This window comes from Bradyrhizobium oligotrophicum S58 (assembly GCF_000344805.1).
GTDB classification, from domain to species: Bacteria; Pseudomonadota; Alphaproteobacteria; order Rhizobiales; family Xanthobacteraceae; genus Bradyrhizobium; species Bradyrhizobium oligotrophicum.
This window is the reverse complement of record NC_020453.1, coordinates 8,228,260-8,247,066: the sequence shown is the minus strand read 5'-3', so window position 1 is coordinate 8,247,066 and position 18,807 is coordinate 8,228,260. Positions and strand designations below refer to the sequence as shown.

At 65.6% G+C, this 18,807-nt stretch carries 17 protein-coding genes; 13 read left to right on the top strand and 4 right to left on the bottom strand.

Going from position 1 to position 18,807, the window contains the following annotated elements; all coding sequences use genetic code 11:
• Positions 1-12: 12 nt before the first annotated feature.
• Both S58_RS35610 and S58_RS35605 read left to right on the top strand, forming a co-directional pair.
• Entirely contained in the window at positions 13-756 is a 744-nt protein-coding gene (locus S58_RS35610; RefSeq protein ID WP_015670302.1) for a di-trans,poly-cis-decaprenylcistransferase, read from the top strand.
• Between the two features lie 83 nt (positions 757-839).
• The gene (locus tag S58_RS35605) at positions 840-2,786 is read left to right on the top strand and encodes a tetratricopeptide repeat protein (RefSeq protein ID WP_015670301.1); all 1,947 of its coding nucleotides are present in this window, start codon (positions 840-842) and stop codon (positions 2,784-2,786) included.
• Positions 2,787-2,793: 7 nt separating this feature from the next.
• Here S58_RS35605 and S58_RS35600 read toward each other — a convergent pair whose 3' ends face one another.
• Entirely contained in the window at positions 2,794-3,921 is a 1,128-nt protein-coding gene (locus S58_RS35600) for a helix-turn-helix transcriptional regulator (protein WP_244440687.1), read from the bottom strand.
• A gap of 212 nt (positions 3,922-4,133) precedes the next feature.
• Here S58_RS35600 and S58_RS38265 point away from each other — a divergent pair, with 212 nt between their 5' ends.
• Positions 4,134-4,295 (top strand): hypothetical protein, encoded by a 162-nt coding sequence (locus tag S58_RS38265; protein WP_160167629.1) that lies wholly within the window; start codon positions 4,134-4,136, stop codon positions 4,293-4,295.
• Between the two features lie 72 nt (positions 4,296-4,367).
• Here S58_RS38265 and S58_RS35595 read toward each other — a convergent pair whose 3' ends face one another.
• Positions 4,368-4,790, bottom strand: coding sequence for a GFA family protein (locus S58_RS35595; protein ID WP_042341133.1), 423 nt, complete (start codon positions 4,788-4,790; stop codon positions 4,368-4,370).
• 235 nt (positions 4,791-5,025) lie between these two features.
• Here S58_RS35595 and S58_RS35590 point away from each other — a divergent pair, with 235 nt between their 5' ends.
• From S58_RS35590 to S58_RS35560, 7 genes are all read left to right on the top strand, one after another.
• Complete coding sequence (locus S58_RS35590) at positions 5,026-6,024, top strand: helix-turn-helix transcriptional regulator (protein ID WP_015670298.1); 999 nt, start codon at positions 5,026-5,028, stop codon at positions 6,022-6,024.
• A 12-nt stretch (positions 6,025-6,036) separates the two neighbouring features.
• Complete coding sequence (locus S58_RS35585) at positions 6,037-6,249, top strand: hypothetical protein (RefSeq protein ID WP_015670297.1); 213 nt, start codon at positions 6,037-6,039, stop codon at positions 6,247-6,249.
• Positions 6,250-6,371: 122 nt separating this feature from the next.
• Positions 6,372-7,472, top strand: a complete 1,101-nt coding sequence (locus tag S58_RS35580) for an HlyD family secretion protein (protein WP_042340457.1) — start codon at positions 6,372-6,374, stop codon at positions 7,470-7,472.
• On the top strand, positions 7,469-10,216 hold the full coding sequence (gene rbbA, locus S58_RS35575) for a ribosome-associated ATPase/putative transporter RbbA (RefSeq protein WP_015670295.1): 2,748 nt from the start codon (positions 7,469-7,471) through the stop codon (positions 10,214-10,216). Before S58_RS35580 ends, rbbA begins: the two co-directional genes overlap by 4 nt.
• 3 nt (positions 10,217-10,219) lie before the next feature.
• Entirely contained in the window at positions 10,220-11,350 is a 1,131-nt protein-coding gene (locus tag S58_RS35570) for an ABC transporter permease (RefSeq protein ID WP_015670294.1), read from the top strand.
• Between the two features lie 228 nt (positions 11,351-11,578).
• Positions 11,579-11,836, top strand: coding sequence for a hypothetical protein (locus S58_RS35565; RefSeq protein WP_015670293.1), 258 nt, complete (start codon positions 11,579-11,581; stop codon positions 11,834-11,836).
• A gap of 752 nt (positions 11,837-12,588) precedes the next feature.
• Complete coding sequence (locus S58_RS35560) at positions 12,589-13,950, top strand: O-linked N-acetylglucosamine transferase, SPINDLY family protein (RefSeq protein ID WP_015670292.1); 1,362 nt, start codon at positions 12,589-12,591, stop codon at positions 13,948-13,950.
• Positions 13,951-14,046: 96 nt separating this feature from the next.
• On the opposite strand, the gene S58_RS35555 is transcribed toward S58_RS35560, so the two are convergent.
• The gene (locus S58_RS35555; protein ID WP_015670290.1) at positions 14,047-14,607 is read right to left on the bottom strand and encodes a hypothetical protein; all 561 of its coding nucleotides are present in this window, start codon (positions 14,605-14,607) and stop codon (positions 14,047-14,049) included.
• Between the two features lie 80 nt (positions 14,608-14,687).
• On the bottom strand, positions 14,688-16,277 hold the full coding sequence (locus S58_RS35550) for an ATP-binding protein (RefSeq protein WP_015670289.1): 1,590 nt from the start codon (positions 16,275-16,277) through the stop codon (positions 14,688-14,690).
• A gap of 279 nt (positions 16,278-16,556) precedes the next feature.
• Between S58_RS35550 and S58_RS35545 the strand changes: the two genes are divergently transcribed.
• From S58_RS35545 to S58_RS35535, 3 genes are all read left to right on the top strand, one after another.
• Positions 16,557-17,018, top strand: coding sequence for a nuclear transport factor 2 family protein (locus S58_RS35545; protein ID WP_015670288.1), 462 nt, complete (start codon positions 16,557-16,559; stop codon positions 17,016-17,018).
• 12 nt (positions 17,019-17,030) lie between these two features.
• Positions 17,031-17,594 carry a TetR/AcrR family transcriptional regulator gene (locus S58_RS35540; protein WP_015670287.1) on the top strand — a complete coding sequence of 188 codons (564 nt, stop codon included), beginning with the start codon at positions 17,031-17,033 and terminating at the stop codon, positions 17,592-17,594.
• Between the two features lie 133 nt (positions 17,595-17,727).
• On the top strand, positions 17,728-18,741 hold the full coding sequence (locus S58_RS35535) for a formamidase (RefSeq protein ID WP_015670286.1): 1,014 nt from the start codon (positions 17,728-17,730) through the stop codon (positions 18,739-18,741).
• The last annotated feature ends 66 nt before the right edge of the window (positions 18,742-18,807 follow it).

Here is an 18,807-nt window from a genome sequence, read left to right as displayed (position 1 = left end):
TGGAGCTTTGCAATGCAAAGTAGTCTGCAACCTAAATCGCCTGCTCTGGTGGACGGCCTGCATGTCGGCATCATCATGGATGGCAACGGCCGCTGGGCGACACGCAAAGGCATGTCGCGGCTGCGCGGGCACGAAGCCGGCGTCGAGGCGATCCGCCGCGTCGTCGAGGCCGCGCCGGATCAGGGCGTCGGGACGCTCACACTCTATGCTTTCTCCAGCGACAATTGGCGGCGTCCCCGCGCCGAGGTCACCGGTCTGATGGCGCTGCTGCGGGTCTATCTCGCCAGCGAGGTGGAATCGCTGGCGCGAAATGGCGTCCGTCTCACCGTGATCGGCCGCCGCGATCGTCTGCCCGGCGGCATCGCCGACGCGATCGGCCGGGCCGAAGCCGCGACCCGCAGCGGCCGCACCCTGCATCTGCGCATCGCGGTCGACTACTCGGCCCGCGACGCCATCCTCGATGCGGCAGCGAAAGCCCGCGGCATCGAGGGCCTGACGCGCGACGCCTTCTCCGATCTCGTGACCGGCGAAGCGGGCCTGCGCGACGTCGACCTGATCATCCGGACCTCCGGCGAGCAGCGGCTGTCTGATTTCCTGCTGTGGGAAGGTGCCTATGCCGAGCTGCATTTCACGCAGCGCATGTGGCCCGATTTCGACGCCGATGATCTCGCCCAGGCGCTGGCCTCGTTCCGCGGCCGCGAGCGCCGTTTCGGCGGTCTCGACGCCGTGCCGCTGGCACCGGCACAGAGCGTCTGATCTCGGAAGCGAGGTGGCGGCGCAATCTTTCCGCGCATCGGGGAATCATCTACCGCTTGCAATACGAGCGCAGAGACCCGCCGATGAAGCACAAGCCGCGCCGGCCCGCCGGCAAATCTCCGGTCAAGTCCGGATCGCCGACGCATGGCGACACATCCGATGTGCTATGTGCGGCGGCCTTGCGGCTGCTGCGCGCCGGCCAGCTTGCGCAAGCCGAGGACGCCTGCCGGCGTGCCCTGACCCTGGACGCGGCCTCGATCGACGCGCTGCATGCGATGGGGCAGGTCTGTCTCGCGCTCAAACGCTTCGACGATGCGATCGAATGGTTCGCCCGCGCCATCAGGCAGAATACGTCCGTCGCTCTTTCATTCGTGGGACTCGCGCAGGCGCTGCGCCAGGCCGGCCGTCGCGACGAAGCGATCAAGGCCTATGATCGCGCGCTGCAGCTGCAGCCGGATGCAGTCGACAGCTGGGATGCCCTGGGCGAGCTTTTGCAGCAGGCCGGCCGTCATGCCGAGGCGGCGCTGGCCTGTGATCGCCTGCTTCAACTGGCGCCGGATCGGGCCGCGACGTGGATGCGTCTCGGCGAGGTGCTCGAAGCGCAGGGCCGCACCACCGAGGCGGCGCTGGCATTCGATCAGGTCGCGACGCTGAGGCCCGACCATATCGAGGCGGTCAACAAGGCCGGCGCACTGCATTTCGATGCCGCGCACTACGAGCAGGCCATCGCGCGGTTCGCGCAGTCGCTGGCCCTGATGCCGGATCAGGCGGGCGTGTTGTACCTGAAAGGCCTCGCTCTGCGACGCCTTCGGCGCTACGAGGAGGCTCGTGCGTTCGGCCAACGTGCACACCTGCTTGCGCCAGACAACGCCGATTTCGCGAATGGCTATGGCTGCATCCTGCAGAATCTCGGCCGCCATGACGAGGCCGTCGCCGTGTTCGATAAGGCGATTGCGATCCGGCCGCAGACCGCGGATTTCTACAATCACCGCGGCACCTCGCTGGCGGAGATGCATCGCTTCGCCGAGGCGTTCGCCAGCTTCGATCGCGCCGTCGCGGTGAAGCCGGATCTGGCCGATGCGCATTGGAACGCGGCGCTGTTTCGGCTCCTGACCGGAGATTTCGCGCGCGGCTGGGCTGCGCGCGAATGGGGTCGCCAGTGTCGCGCCGTCGGCTTCGCCGAGCGCAGCTTCGACGTGCCGCGATGGCTGGCGGACGCGCCGCTCGCGGGCAAGACCATCCTGCTCCACAGCGACGAGGGGCTGGGCGACACGATCCAGTTCTCGCGCTACGCGCCCATGGTGGCCGCGCAGGGTGCGCGCGTCGTGCTCGAGGTCGACGCTCCGCTGCAGCCGCTGCTGTCGGGCCTGGATGGCGTGGCGCAGTGCCTCGCCCGCGGCATCGATTCCGCGCCCGCCATCGACTATCACTGCCCGATGTCGAGCCTGCCGCTCGCCTTCGCCACCCGCCTCGAGACCATCCCGGCCTCGCCGTGCTATCTGCCGCGCCCGCCGGCCGAGCGCCGTTCCCTGTGGGAGCAGCGGCTCGGCCCACATGACAGGCTGCGGGTCGGCCTGGTGTGGTCCGGCAACCCTGTGCATCTCAACGACCACAATCGTTCGATGCCGCTGGCGACGCTGGCACCGCTGCTCGATGTCGACGTGCGGTTCATCAGTCTGCAGAAGGATGCGCGTCCCGCGGACAGGGCGCTGCTCGCCACGCGCGGCGACATTCTCGACCTCACCGCCGAGATCCGTGACTTCGTCGACACCGCCGCGCTGATCGACAATCTCGACCTCGTCATCACCGTCGACACCAGCGTGGCGCATCTCGCCGGCGCCTCGGGCAAGCCGACCTGGATCATGCTGCCCTACACGCCGGACTACCGTTGGCTGCTCGGGCGCGACGATAGCCCCTGGTATCCGAGCGTGCGGCTGTTCCGCCAGGACGAGCGCCGCGACTATCGCGACGTCGTCGCGCAGGTGCGCGATGCACTGACGCAGCAGGTCGCTGGCTTCCCCGCTACGTAAAGCGAGCTCACTCGGTCCTCAACCCGATCGAGATCTCGTGGACACGCCGCGTCAGCTCGGCGACGCTGCGCCATCCCGTCTTCTCACGCGTGCGCTTTAGGTGCGTATAGACCGTGGTGACCTTGACGCCGCGATGAGCAGCATATTCGACGGCCGTCATGCCCGTGGCCAGCGCACAGGCCAGCTGCGCCTCGGCCTGGGTGAGGCCATGGAGCTGCTGCAGCAGGCGCGCCGCCGCGCTGTCGCGCAAGGGATCGTGCACCAGCATCATGACGGCGGCATCGGGACGGTCGGATTGCGGCCAGCGCTGGCGCAGCGGACGCAGCGAGATCGTGCAAGGCGGCAGCCCGTCCCCCCGCGGAGCCATGAAGTCGACCGCGGCGTCTGCGTCTGCAGAGCCGCCGGCGTGCATAGCTGCGCCGAGAGCCAGCGCATAGCGGCTGCGCAGATCGGCCGAGCCGAAGTGAATGCCGCGCTGATCGATCCGGAATACGCCGCTCTCGGCCGAGATCGTCTGCAGGCTCGAATTGAGATAGACGATCTCGCCTTTGGGACCGAGCAGCGCGACGCCGTCCTTCAGCAGATCGAGCGCGCTCGTGCCCGCATCAGTGCCGTAGGCCGTGACGAGGCGGCTTCGCATCGCGTAGGCGCGTTGCAAATGCGGCGTCAGGCGCCGCATCAGCGCAATCTCAGCTTTGCCGACATGGCCCTGCCGCGGCGTCCGCTGCAAGGTGAAGGCGACGAGTCGCTGCGGCGACTGCTCCAGCACCGCGGAAAGAAAATAGCGCAGTCCGGCGCGCGGCAGAAACTCCGCATAGAACGGATCGCGGTTCATGGCGCTCTCGTCCATGACCTGATAGTCCCAGCAGAGTCCGGCGTGTTGCTGACTGAGTGCGACGGGGAGTCGGGGGTTGCGCGGCGCAAAATGGGCCAAGTAGTCGTCGCCCTCGGCCGATGCGACGCCGCTGCTATGAAATGCCACGGGACGCCGCGCGGCCGTGTCGATCACCTCGAAGGTCGCGCCTTCGGCCCCCATGAGCCTGCGGATCGAGTCCAGCGCCCGGGGAAGGCCGTCCGGTTCGGCGAAGCCCTGATAGATGGCGTCCAGCGCCTGCGAATACAACTCGCTCTGCACGGTGACCTCGCTGCGATGTCCCGAGCCGGCTGCGCGGGTCCGAACCTTCAACCCTGCCGCGACGACAATATTCCCCCAAACATAGGTCGCCCCGGCGTGCGTGAGGTTCACCGGCAGGCTGGTCGTTCCCGGCCGCAGGATTGACGGAATCCTCCCAGCTATCAGGCGCGCAGTGATGCACGGTGGCAGTGCCACCTCGCTGGAGAGGACTGATGAGGATCGCTGTGCCGCTTGTTCCGCGCCGGTTGTCTGCAAGAGTGCGACTGCGCGGCCGCATGCGGCGGATGGTGGCGGCCCTGCTGGCGGCGCTTCAGGAATCACGGGCGCGCGCGGCGCGCCGGATCATCAGGGATCATCGGCATCTGCTCGACTGAGCGCAGATGCAAGCGTACGGAACCAAGGCCCTGGAGGGGGACACCACTCCAGGACCTCATGGGCATGCCGAGCTATTCCGTCACGACCTCCCCGGAGCCGCCGAACTCGCTCGGGAAATCCTTCAGCTTCGGCAGGCCGTCGCGCATCGGCAGCACGGTTTCCGCATAGTTAACGTGGACGGCCGGCTGGAAGTCGAGGTCCGGAATGGTCGCAGCGAATACGTCGATCAGCCCCAGCGGCGGATGCGTGGTCATCAGGTGACCGCCGCATTTGTCGCAATATTGCCGCTGGCTCAGCGGCGTTTTCTGGAACATGGCGACATGCTCGGTTCCCGACGCGATCCTGACCGCGTCCGGCTTCCACAGGCTGAAAGCGTTGACCGGCCCGCCCGACCACGACCGGCAGGAACGGCAGTGACAATAGCCCATCGCCTCCGGCGCGCCGGACACCTCGATCTCGACCGCTCCGCAAAAACATCGTCCAGATAGTTTCATCATAGTTTCATCCTTATCCTCATCAGTTGTGACGCGGCCGACGGCATCATTGCGGAACCCAAGGCGTCTTGGTGCGCGACGACCATTGTCAGGGCTGCCACGACCGGACGTGATCCAGTTCACACGCGCAGGCCATGCGCGAGGTACCGTCCCCTGATCGGAGGACGCCGGTTGCCGGGCGATGGCGGTATCGATCCCGGCATCGCGTTTCAGTCCAAAGGTCTCGGGTGATTGCATGTCAGACCTCAATCCTCGCATCGTCGAGTTTTCGACCGACCACATTCCGGAGCCGGAGCGTGCGGCGTTCTGGCGTGAGCATTATGGACAAGTGATGCTGCACGTCGATTTCGAGCCCGCCCCCGACGTGGCGTTCAAGGCGCGCAATCGCGCGCTGACGCTGCCGGGCCTGCAACTGCTCGATGCGTGGGCCACGCCGGCGCGGATCTCGCGGTCCGGCCCCCATCTCGCCGACGGCACCGACAATCTGATCCTCGCGATCAATCGCGAAGGCAGCGCATTCGTCGAGCAGGGCCGGCAGGGCCACGAGCTGCGCGAAGGCGAGGCCATCATCCTGAGCGGCACCGACCCGGGCACATTTCATCGTGTCAGCAATGGCCACTCGTTCACCCTGCTGGTGCCGCGCGTGATGATCGAGGCTGCTGACGTCAGCGTGGCGGACGCCGTCATGCGGCCGATCGCCGCCAACCAGGGCGCGCTGCAACTGCTCGACCACTATGCGAGCTGGCTGATGAGCAGTGGCGGGACGATCGACGCGCAGCTGCTCAATCTGTCCGTGCGCCACGTGCAGGATCTGCTGGCGCTGGCGATCGGACCCTCGGCCGATATGGCAGAGACGATGCGGGCTCGAGGATTGCGTGCCGCTCGCCTGAAGCTCGCCAAGTCCTTCCTCATCGCCAACAGCCGGCGCAGCGATATCTCGGTGGCGATGCTCGCGGGCAAGCTGAACGTGACGCCGCGCTACGTGCAGCGCCTGTTCGAGGTGGATGGCACCACCTTTTCCGCCTTCCTGTCCGGCGTGCGGCTTGCGAACGCGCATCGCATGCTGTGCGATCCCGCCCACGGTCAGCTGGCGATCGCGAGCATCGCCTATGATGTCGGCTTCGGCGATCTCTCGCACTTCAATCGCTCGTTCCGCCGTCAGTACGGGCTGACACCGCGCGAGGTGCGAGGCGATCGCGGCATCGGCCGCGAGTCGTCCGGGCGGATGTGCTGAACGGAGCCGCCGATGACATCCAAGATGATCGCACTGAAGATCCTCGACGGCATCTTCATCTCGGCAACCATCGTCCTTCTCGGGATCGTTGCAGGTGCGCCCGCCGATTGGCTGCTTGCGCTGTTTGCGATGTCGATGCGCGAATTTCAGGCATCTGCGCTGTTCGTCATTTTCGGCAGCTTGCTGCTGATTCATGCCATCGCGACCTGCGACTCCGCGCCGTAACCCAATCGTGATCGGCGTCGCGGACGGCCGGTCGGCGCAGCTGCCGCCAATTGAGCTGCATCAACGGAATTTCGTGTGCCTGTGGCAAACGACACGTGCTTCAGCGAAGAAGGCGTTTCGTAATGGTCCCACAGGACACTCAGCTCGTCGGTGACGAACGGCCGGTTCAGCACGTCCATGCCGAACCCGCTGACCTCGTTCGCACGTCGGCGATGCCCGTCCCCGTGGCGCATGGGCCGCGGCCAAGGCGGAGGATGTGGCCATTCGTGCTGCTCGTCCTCGCCCTCGGTGGCGCCGGAGGCGGGGGCTATGTCTGGTGGCAGCGACTGCATCCGCCGCTGCCGCCCGGCATCAGCGTCAGCAACGGCCGCATCGAGGCCGACGAGATCGACATCGCGACCAAATATGCCGGTCGGGTTGCCGAGCTGCGCGCCGATATCGGCGATCTGGTCGAGGCCGGGCAGATCGTCGCCCGGATGGACAGCAAGGAGCTGCAGCAGTCGCTGTCGAAGGCGGAGGCCCAGGCCGAACAGGCGCAGCACGTCGTCGATCAGGCCCGCGCCAATCTCGTGCAATTGCAGACGCAGAAGACGCTCGCCGAGCAGGAGATGGAGCGCACGCGCAGCCTGCTGCAGAACGGCTGGACGACGCGAGAATTGGCCGATCAGCGCCAGCAGGCGCTCGACGCTGCGACCGCCGGCCTTGCCGGCGCGCAGGCGCGGATTTCCGAAGCCGAGCGCGGGCTCGAAGCCGTTCGTCACGACGTCGCGCTGTACACCGTCCAGATCGCCGACAACTCGCTGATCGCGCCGAAGGCCGGCCGCATCCAATATCGTCTCGCCAATGTCGGCGAAGTCGTCGGCGCCGGCGGCAAGATCTTCACCATGCTCGACATCGGCTATGTCTACATGGACGTGTTCCTGCCGACCGAGGATGTCGGCAAGATCAAGGTCGGCAGTGACGCCCGCATCGTGCTCGATGCCTATCCTGATCGTCCGATTCCGGCGAAGGTGTCGTTCGTGGCGAGCCAGGCGCAATTCACGCCGAAGACGGTGGAGACCCGCAGCGAGCGTGACAAGCTGATGTTCCGCATCCGCGTGCGCGTCGATCAGGACAGGCTGGCCGCCCATGCCGACGCCGTGCGGAGCGGGTTGCCCGGCGTCGCCTATGTCAGGTGGAATCCCGACATAGCTTGGCCGGCGCGCCTGCAAGCGACGCCATGAGCACATCAGCGCCTCCGGTCGCGGTCGTGAGGCACCTGTCCCAACATTATCGTGCCGTCACCGCGCTCGACGACGTCTCGATCGAGATTCCGTCCGGATGCGTGGTCGGCTTGATCGGGCCCGACGGCGTCGGAAAGTCGTCGCTGCTGTCGATCCTGGCCGGTGCACGTGCGGTCCAGGACGGGCAGGTGACCGTGCTCGACGCCGACATGGCCGACCGCCGCGCGCGTGAGCAGGTCTGTCCGCGCATCGCCTACATGCCGCAGGGCCTCGGCCGGAATCTCTATCCCGACCTCAGCGTGCGCGAGAACATCGCCTTCTTCGGGCGCCTGTTCGGCCAGTCTCGCGCCGAGCGCGAGTGGCGCATTGCCGAGCTGATGGACGCAACGACGCTGTCCGACTTCGCCGATCGCCCGGCAAGGAAGCTCTCCGGCGGCATGAAGCAGAAGCTTGGCCTGTGCTGCTCGCTGATCCACGATCCCGACTTCCTGATCCTCGACGAGCCGACCACGGGCGTCGACCCGCTGTCGCGGCGCCAGTTCTGGGACCTGATCGACCGGCTGCGCGCGCGCAGCGCCAGCGGCATGAGCGTCATCGTCGCCACCGCCTATATGGAGGAGGCCGAGCGCTTCGATTGGCTGATCGCGATGAACGACGGTCGCATCCTCGCGACCGGTACGCCGGCGGAGTTGAAGCGGCAGACGGCCGCCCCCGATATCGAAGGTGCCTTCGTTGCGCTGCTGCCCGAGCAGCCGGACCCGCGCAGCGTCGAGATGCCGGTCAAAGCCGAACTCGACGGTAGCCATCAGACCGTCATCGTCGCTGATGACCTGACCTGCCGCTTCGGCGACTTCACCGCGGTCGACGGCGTCAATTTCCAGATCCGCAAGGGCGAGATCTTCGGCTTCGTCGGCTCCAACGGTTGCGGCAAGACCACGACGATGAAGATGCTGACCGGGCTGCTGCAGCCGAGCGAAGGCGAGGCGCTGATCTTCGGCCGCTCCATGGAGGCCGGCAATCACGAGTCGCGCAGCCGTGTCGGCTACATGTCGCAGGCGTTCTCGCTGTATGGCGAGCTCACGGTGCGGCAGAACCTCGTGCTGCATGCGCGGCTGTTCCACCTGCCGTTCGACACGGCCGGGAAGCGGATTGCGGAGCTGATCGACCGCTGTGATCTGACCGAGCATGTCGACGGTCTCGCCGCTGATCTGCCGCTCGGCATTCGCCAGCGCCTGTCGCTCGCGGTGGCGATCGTCCACAAGCCGGATCTTCTGATCCTGGACGAGCCGACATCGGGCGTCGATCCGGTCGCCCGCAACCAGTTCTGGCGGCTGCTGATCGAATTGTCGCGACAGGATGACATGACGATCTTCGTCTCCACGCATTTCATGAACGAGGCCGCGCGCTGCGACCGGCTGTCGCTGATGCATGAGGGGCGCGTGCTGGCGACCGACACGCCGGACGGTCTGATCAGGGCCAAGGATGCGCAGACGCTGGAGCAGGCCTTCATCGCGTTCCTGGAGCAGGATGCCGGCGTTGCCGATCCGCCGGTCACGCTGACGCAGGCGAAGTCTGATCCGCATCCCGCCGAACGATCGGTCGATCGTCGACACGACGCCGCTTTCAGCCTGCGGCGGCTGCTGGCCTATACGATCCGCGAGGGCCTCGAGCTGATCCGTGATCCGATCCGGCTGATGTTCGCGCTGTTCGGAACGGCGTTCCTGATGATCGTGATCGGCTTCGGCATCTCGACCGATGTCAACAACCTGACCTTCGCCGCGCTCGATCGCGACCAGTCGCCCGAGAGCCGCGCCTATCTCGCGGAGCTCAGAGGCTCGCGCTACTTCGTCGAGAAGCCCGCGCTCGCCGACTATGCCGAGCTGGAACGGCGCATGAAGAGCGGCGACATCAAGGCCTCGATCGAGATCCCGCCGAACTTCGGCGTCGACATCAAGCGCGGCCGGCCGGCCTTCGTGTCGGCCTGGATCGACGGCGCGATGCCGTTCCGCGCCGAGACCATCCGCGGCTATCTCGAAGGCACGCATCAGCTCTATCTCTCCGACCCCGCCGTCAAGACGACGCGGCCGATGGCGGCCTCGCCCGTCAATGTCGAGATCCGCTTCAAGTACAACCAAGCCTTCGACAGCATCTATGCGATGGCGCCGAGCACCATCGCGCTGCTGCTGGCGCTGTTTCCGGCGATCCTGATGGCGCTCGCGGTGGTCCGGGAAAAGGAGCTCGGCTCGATCACCAACCTCTATGTTACGCCGGTGACGCGGCTCGAATTCCTGCTCGGCAAGCAGCTGCCCTACATCGCGGTCGCGCTGGTGAACTTCGTGCTGATGTACGTGATGGCACTGGTGCTGTTCCGCGTGCCGCTGAAGGGCGCCTTCCTGCCGTTGCTGGTCGGTACCTTCGTCTACGTCTTCACGACGACGGGCTTCGGCATGCTGATCTCGACCTTCTGCCGGACCCAGATCGCGGCGCTGTTCGGCACGGCGATCCTCACCGTGCTGCCCGCCACGCAGTTCTCCGGCATGCTGGTTCCGGTGTCGTCGCTGTCCGGCGTCGCCCGGTTGCTCGGCATGGGCTTCCCCATGACCTACTACCGCCCGATCACCGTCGGCACCTTCACCAAGGGACTGGGCTTTGCGGACGTCGGCGCCGACATTCTGATCCTGCTGATCTTCATTCCCGTCCTCACCGGGCTCAGTCTCGCAATGCTGCCGAAGCAGGAGACGTGAGTCATGATGCGCTCGCTCTCCAACATCTTCTGGCTCGGCACCAAGGAGCTGCGCAGCCTGTTCGGCGATCTCGTGCTGATCGGGCTGGTGATCTATTCGTTCACGGTGGCGGTGATCAGCCAGGCGCAGAGCAGCTCGCAGGAGCTGCACCGCGCCTCGATCGCCGTGGTCGATGAGGACAATTCCGAGCTGTCGCGCCGGATCACGCGCGCCTTCCAGCTGCCCTATTTTCAGTCGCCGGTTTACATCAGCCAGGGCCAGATCGAGCCGCTGATGAACAGTGGCCGCTTCACCTTCGTGCTCGACATCCCGCCGAACTTCCAGCGCGACGTGCTGGCCGGGCGCAAGCCCTCGGTGCAAGTGAACGTCGATGCCACCGCGATGATCCAGGCCGGCATCGGCTCCGGCTATGCGCTGCAGATCATCAACACCGAGGTCGCCTGGTTCGTTGCGCGCGCCGAAACGTCGACGCCGGCCCCGGTCAATCTGGTGACGCGCATCGCGTTCAACCCCAACGTGACCACGGCCTGGTTCGAGGGCGTGATGGGCATCATCAACAGCGTCACCATGCTTGCGATCATCCTGGCCGGCGCGGCGCTGGTGCGCGAGCGCGAGCACGGCACCATGGATCATCTGTTGGTGATGCCGTTGTCGCCGTTCGAGATCGCGATGTCGAAGATCTGGGCCAATGCGCTGGTCATCGCGGTCGCCGTGGCCATCGCGCTTTACCTGGTCGTGCGATGGTATCTCCAGGTGCCGATCATGGGCTCGATCCCGCTGTTCCTCGGCGGCACCGTGCTTTATCTGTTCTTCGCCACCGCCGTCGGGCTGTTTCTCGGCACCATCGCGCGATCGATGCCGCAACTCGGCCTGCTCTACATTCTGGTCGCGGTGCCGATCAACATGCTGTCGGGCGGGATGACCCCCGTCGAAAGCCAGCCGGTGTGGCTCGCGACCATCATGAAGGCCTCGCCGTCGACGCACTTCGTGTCCTTCGCCCAGTCCATACTCTATCGGGGTGCCGGCTTCGACGTCGTCTGGCCGCAGTTCCTGGCGGTCGCCGCCATCGGGGCGCTGGTCCTGGCGCTGACCTTGCGTCGCTTCCGTGCGGCGATCGCGACGGCCGGAGCGTGACAGGAAAGACACGCCACACGGCGGTGCCCTCGACAGGGTTTCCAGCGTCTTAATGTCCGACCTGCACGCAACGGTGAACGACCCCTCCAACGATCCTTTCCGGCCCGGCAACGCGGCAACGCTTCTCCAACCATGCCTCGCGCGTGCCAGCGCCGATAACGATTTGGAAAATCGTGGTGGTGCACCTTCGGCACGTCCTGAGGGGGACGGAAGGTGGGGAGAGCAACCATGAGCATGAATGGGGAAGCGGTTCTGGAAAACGTGCGGCGCTACCGCACCATCGCCTCCTTGTACCGCCAGACTGCGGCGTTCCGTCCGCATCAACGCGACTCGCTGCTGACTCAGGCGGCGGAATGGGAAAGCCGGGCTGTCGCCGAGCTCGAGGCTTATTTCGTCGCCCGTCATGCGCCATCGCAAGCCCCGGCGAACATGAATCATCATTCGCCCTCCTACACGCCATCACCTTGGCAAATGGCCGCCGCTTAGTTCGTAGCTCAAAATCGTCTCAGTCCCGCGATGCAATCGGCACCCGGGTTGTGCTGGCGTCGGCCCCTCCACGAAGAGAGGGGCAGGGAAGGCCGGGCGCTGGCCGCGCCCGTGGCCCGCCTGCGAAAAAAATGCAGGTGGCAGGAACCACAGGTCTGGCCGAAACACCCGGCCTCCCCTGCGCGATGGGCTACGGCTTATACGTGATCTCCTCGGTGCACCGGGCTTTCTGGCCACCGTGTTCGCGACAACGCTTGCGCGTTGCGCGGGACACCAGCATCGGGGTGTCAGGACCACACGATTTCACCGTCCGCAACGGATCGTTCGTCGGCATCCCCCGAAGGAAACGCTGCGATTCGTCGCGGCCATCGCTCCCCGCCTCGCGTGTCGTGACGACCGCGATACGTCCTCTGCCCGAGGCGGTATGGGCGCATCAGACATCAAATTACGAAAAAACGAAAGCGGAATATTTTTGCGCGGCGATCTGGACAGAGGTCATCGCGTTGAATCAGCGCCTGAAATCAGCGTTTCGGCGCATCCGATCCTTCGCTGCTGACGACAGCGGACCGGGTGATAACGGCGCATCAACCTGCCCGACGGGCGACTCAACTTGCGCCTGGGCGACCGCATTGCTCGGACTCGGCCGGACGATAGCGGTGTCAGCTGCTCGGGCGTTCCCGCGCGCGGATGGCTCATATTGGCGCGGGACTTGCTCAGGCTGATGTGCGCCGGCATCGGCGATGAAGGACGCGATGAGATCGCTCGGGCGCGACCGCAGCATGTGTGCCTGGGACGACTTCGCCCAGTCGTCGCTTGATGCCCGTCTTTCGCTGGCGCAGGCGCAATCCGGACAGATTCCGCCATTCCTGCTGCTCTCGGTGCCCGGCATGAGTGCCGGCCAGCATCGGATCTGCTCGGAGCTGTGGACCCGTGACCGTATCGCGGCGAGCAGCGCGGAGCGGACGCGGTTGGATTTTCGCTTCGACCTGACGATCCGCGACAAGCTTCGTGTCGGATACCTTTCAAACGACTTTCACGACCATGCGACCGCCCATCTGCTGATCGAGGCGCTCGAGGCGCATGACCGGGAGCGATGTGAGCTGCACGCCTTCTCGTTCGGCGCCGATGATCAGGGGGCGATGCGTCGGCGGCTCAACGCCGCCTTCCACGCCTTCCACGACGTCGCCGCGTTGGGCGATAGCGCTGCGGCCACCGCGGTGCATGCCGCGCAGATCGATATTCTGGTCGATCTCAAAGGCTACACGCGCGGCGCCCGGACCGGAATCCTGATGCTGCATCCGGCGCCGGTTCAGGTGAACTTCCTCGGCTATCCCGGAACGCTCGGCGGCGATATCTGCGACTACATCATCACCGATCCCTTCGTGACGCCGCTGGCGACTGCTGCCGATTATTCCGAGAGCTTCGCCTACATGCCGCATTCGTACCAGCCGCATGGCCGAACAGCGCTCGGCCCGCCGCCGACCCGCGCCGAGGTGGGCCTGCCGGAAGCGGGCTTCGTCTTCTGCTGCTTCAATCAGGCCTACAAGCTGACGCCCACGGTGTTCGACCTGTGGTGCCGCCTGCTCGACGCAACGCCGGACAGCGTGTTGTGGCTGCTGGCGTCCGATCAGGCCGAGGGCAATCTGCGCGGCGAGGCGCTACGGCGAGGCGTGGCGCCAGGTCGCCTGGTGTTCGCGCCCGAGATGAAGCAGAGCGAGCACCTGCGGCGGCTGCAGCTCGCCGATCTCGTGCTCGACACGGCGCCCTATGGCGCTCACACCACGGCGAGCGACGCGCTCTGGGCCGGCGTGCCGATCGTCACCTGCGCCGGAGATACGTTTGCTTCCCGGGTTGCCGGCAGCCTGCTGCACGCGGTGGGACTTCCCGAGCTCATTGCCGCCGATGAGGCCGACTATGTCGCGGTTGCGCTGACGCTCGCCGCCGAGCCGCACATGCTGCAGGCCGCCAAGGCCAGGCTTCGGCGCAACCGGCCGGTCACCCCGCTGTTCGACGCGGCCGGCTATGCCCGATCTCTGCAGGACCTCTATGACCAGATGTGGCGCCGCTGCCGTAGCGGCGCTGCGCCGGAGCCGATCTGGGCGTCCAAGTCCTGAGCGAGAGCAAGTCCTGCGCGGCATCAAGTCCTGCGCGATACGGAGCGGATCTGGTTCGCACTCGGGGGCCATCGCGGCCATCGCGGCGTGCGCAGGTCACCTCGTCATCATGCGTGCTGCAGCGAGCATCCCGATCAAGACCGTCACGGCGCCGGCGCTGGTCGCATTGATCGCGATCAGCGAGGTGTAGTCGGTATCGGCTACTTTCATCACGGCGGTGCCGAGACGGGAATCGATCAGCAGATAGGACATGATCGGCAACGTCAGCAGCGGCAGCGACCGAATGCGCTCGTCGGGACGGAATAGCAGGGCACCGAGCAGGGCGCACGGAATGAGGAACAGCTCGACACCACTATGCGTACCGAACAGCTTGACGCCGAACAGGGTGTTCGCGGTTCCGGTCATGACCATCAGGGCGCGGCCGGCGAATGGATTGCGGCGCGCCAGCGCCGGGACGGCTGCGAAGAACGGTGTCGTGAGCAAGGTCAGCCAGGCCGGCCAGGCGGCCGGGCCTGCGATCGCGTGCAGATAGAGCGGATAGAACGGCTGGTTTGACACGATGACCAGCGCCACCTTGGCCGCGATGTCGGACTGCGGGTCGTCGGCTGACGCATAGGCCTGCACGGCGGCAAGCCAGTGTCCGAACATGTTACACATTCACGTGTCTCAGCCTTGCATCGGTGCGATCGCCGTGAGGGTAACGCGCCGATCCGCAAGGCGGATCACGTGCATGCGGTTCAAGAGTTCAGCGCCGTCCGGATCATGCGGGCGAGATCGGCGCTCTGATACGGCTTGGTGAGCAGCAGCACGCCGGCGTCGAGCCGGCCGTGATGCACGATCGCGTTCTCCGTATAGCCGGACGTATACAGCACCTTGAGGGTCGGGCGCCGCTTCAGCGCCTCGATCGCGAGCTGACGGCCGTTCATGCCGCCGGGCATGATGATATCGGTGAACAGCAGATCGATGCGCACCGGGCTGTCGATGAGCGCCAGCGCCTCGTCGGCCTTGCTCGCGGCCAGCGTGGTGTATCCGAGCCGCTTGATCTGGGCGACGACGTATTCGCGCACCAGCGAATCGTCCTCCACGATGAGGATGGATTCGTCGCCGCGTTCCATTCCGACGGTATTGGTCTCGGAGAGCAGCGCGTCGGCGTCAGCGGTGGCCTGCGGCAGATAGAGCTTGACCGAGGTGCCGTGCCCGGGCTCGCTGTAGATCTTGATATGCCCATTGGACTGCTTGACGAAGCCGTAGACCATGCTGAGCCCGAGGCCAACGCCCTTGCCGACGTCCTTGGTGGTGAAGAACGGCTCGAATACCTTGTCGAGCAGATTGGCGGGAATGCCTTCGCCGGTGTCGCTGACCGCGATCATGACGTAGTTGCCCGGAATCACTTCCGGATTCATGCGCGCATAGGCGCTGTCGAGCAGCACGTTCTTGGTTTCCAAGGTCAGCTTGCCGCCCTCGGGCATCGCGTCGCGGGCGTTGAGTGCCAGGTTCAGTATCGCGGTCGACAACTGGCTGGGGTCGATCATCGCCGGCGCGGAATCGTGCGCCAGCATGGATTCGATTTCGATCTGCTCGCCGAGCGTCCGCCGCAGCAGGCGGGCGGTGTCGACCACCATGCCGTTGATGTCGACGCTGCGCGGCTGCAGCGGCTGCCTGCGGGCGAAAGCCAGCAGATGCTTGGTCAGGTCCGCGCCGCGCGCGGCCGCCGAGTTGATGAGGCTGGTGATCTGCACCAGTTGCGGACGGTCCTTGACGGCGTCTGCCAGGATCTCGATCGTGCCGGTGATCACGGTCAGGATGTTGTTGAAGTCGTGGGCGACGCCGCCGGTCAGTTGGCCGATGGCTTCCATCTTCTGCGCCTGGCGCACCTGCGCCTCGGTGGCCTCGATCTCCTGGAAGCGCCTGACCATCGCTTCGGCGCTGCGCCGCTGCCGCGTCTCCTCCTCGAGCTGCGCATAGGCCGTCCGCAACTGGGCGCGCGACGGCATCGTCAGCACCCGCGGCAGCATCAGCATCAGCGCCGCGGCGATGCCGACCGACATGAACGCCAGGAAGCCTTTCGTGGCAGCCTCGAGCGTGTAGGCAGGGATCCAGATCGTGAGGACCTCGATCAGTCGCGTCATCCCGCAGACGGAGACCCACAGGGCGAAAGCCCAGAAAATGTAGCTGAACTGAAAGTCGCGGCGACGATAGACGATGAAGCCGAGGACGAATGCGATGGTGAAGAAGGCGATGGAGATGAGGACGTCCGAGATGGCGTTCACCCAGATCAATTCAGGCAGCCATAGCAGGCACTCGCCATGCGGCGTGAGCATCGACATGTCCAGACATCCCCAACCGTACGACCGGCCTGCACGGCGCCCCCGCGGCGCGGCCGGTTCCCTTAGCAGATCATCGAATTTCCGTTGAGCACACAAGCGTGCTGACCGTCGCAGCACGCAGATTGGTAGATGCGCACCGTGCCGGCAGCTCAGTCATAGCCGGTGAGCGCCCTGCGTCGCCTCCGGACGAGAGTGCGTCAGGCAAAGGAAAGGTATGTCTTGACGGCGGTGTACCGAATGGTACAAGATATACGAAGTGGTACAAAGGGAGACGTTGTCATGACCGTGCTTGCCCCGCCCTTCACATTGGAGACCGCCACCAAGAAGGTGCGCGTGGCCGAAGACGGCTGGAACAGCCGCGATCCCGAGCGCGTGTCGCTGGTCTACACGCCGGACAGCCGATGGCGGAATCGCGCCGAGTTCGTCACCGGCCGTGCCGAGATCGTCGCCTTCCTCAGCCGCAAATGGGCAAAGGAGCTCGACTACCGCCTGATCAAGGAGATCTGGGCCCACAGCGACAATCGGATCGCGGTGCGCTTCGCCTATGAATGGCATGACGACAGTGGCAACTGGTTTCGGTCCTACGGCAACGAGAACTGGGAGTTCGATGCCCAAGGGCTGATGCAGCGCCGCTATGCCTGCATCAACGACCTGCCGATCAAGCAGAGCGAGCGCAAGTTTCACTGGCCGCTGGGCCGCCGGCCCGACGATCATCCCGGACTGAGCGAACTGGGGCTGTAGGCGGGGAGCGCGATGCGGACGCTCAACGAGCGCGCCGACGTCATCCCGCTGATAGCGGAGGTGTTCCGTGAGTTCGGCTTCGAGGGCACTTCGCTCAGCCGCATCACCGAGAAGACGCGGCTCGGCAAGGGCAGCCTGTATCACTTCTTCCCAGGCGGGAAGGAGGAAATGGCCCGTGCCGTGCTGGCGCATGTCGACGGCTGGTTCGAGCGCGAGATTTTTACGCCGTTGCGCCATGATCCGCCGGAGCAGTCGATCGCGCGGATGTGGCACGGCGTCGACGATTACTTCCGTTCCGGGCGGCGCATCTGTCTCGTCGGGGCGTTTGCCCTGGACGAGACGCGCGACCGTTTCGCGGCCGCCATCGCCAGCTACTTCACGCGCTGGATCGAAGGCTTGCGCGATGCGCTGGTGCGCGGCGGCTGGCCGATGGCGGAGGCGGCCGACAGCGCCGAGGAGGTGGTGCTCGGCATCCAGGGCGCACTGGTGCTGGCGCGCGCCACCAATGACGAGGCGGTGTTCGGCCGCGCACTGGCGCGGTTCCAACGACGCCTGCAACAGCCATCTGCGGTCTGATACTGAACCGATAAGCCGAATCTGCCCGCGCAAGCGGCAGCGGGCGGGCTGAAATATCGGCGCGCGGCTCTCGGGAAATCGTGGTTGTCTTGGGCAACGCCCCGAGCAGCGGCTGATATCAGGGAGGTCCGGCATGAATGGGTTAGGCGGTCTCAACAAATCCGACAACGGCGTCGTGATCGGGCTGGTGCAGCTCCAGCTGCCGATCGTGGTGACCAAGGAAGACCTCGCGCGGCAGACCGAGAAGATCGTCTGGATGGTCGGCAAGGCGCGACGCAATCTCGGCACCATGGATCTCGTGGTGTTCCCGGAATACTCGCTGCACGGCCTGTCGATGGACACCAATCCCGACATCATGTGCCGGCTCGACGGGCCGGAGGTCGCGGCGTTCAAGCAGGCCTGCATCGACAACAGGATCTGGGGCTGCTTCTCGATCATGGAGCACAACCCCGACGGCAACCCCTACAATTCCGGCCTGATCATCGACGATCACGGCGACATCAAGCTGTATTATCGCAAGCTGCATCCGTGGATCCCGGTCGAGCCGTGGGAGCCCGGCGACATCGGCATTCCCGTGATCGAGGGACCGCGCGGCGCTAGAATCGCGCTGATCATCTGCCATGACGGCATGTTCCCGGAGATGGCGCGGGAATGCGCCTACAAGGGCGCCGAGATCATGATCCGCACGGCAGGCTACACCGCGCCGATCCGCGACAGCTGGCACTTCACCAACCAGGCCAACGCATTCCAGAACCTGATGGTGACGGCCAATGTCTGCATGTGCGGCTCGGACGGCTCGTTCGATTCCATGGGGGAGGGGATGATCGTCAATTTCGACGGCAGCATTCTCGCCCACGGCACCACGGGGCGCGCCGACGAGATCATCACCGCCGAGGTGCGGCCCGACCTGGTGCGCGAGGCCCGCATCAATTGGGGCGTCGAGAACAACATCTATCAGCTCTGGCATCGCGGCTATGTCGCCGTGAAGGGCGGCGCGATGGACTGTCCCTACAGCTTCATGCACGACATGGTCGCGGGCACCTACCGGCTGCCCTGGGAGGATCAGGTCAGGGTCACCGACGGCACGTCCTGCGGCTTTGCGGCGCCGACGCGGTCATTCGGCAAGCTCGGCAAGGCAGCGGAGTGACCGGGGGCGGCACCGGCGCGTCGCGGCCGGAGCCTTGACAATCGGATCGGCTGCCAATTATTTTAT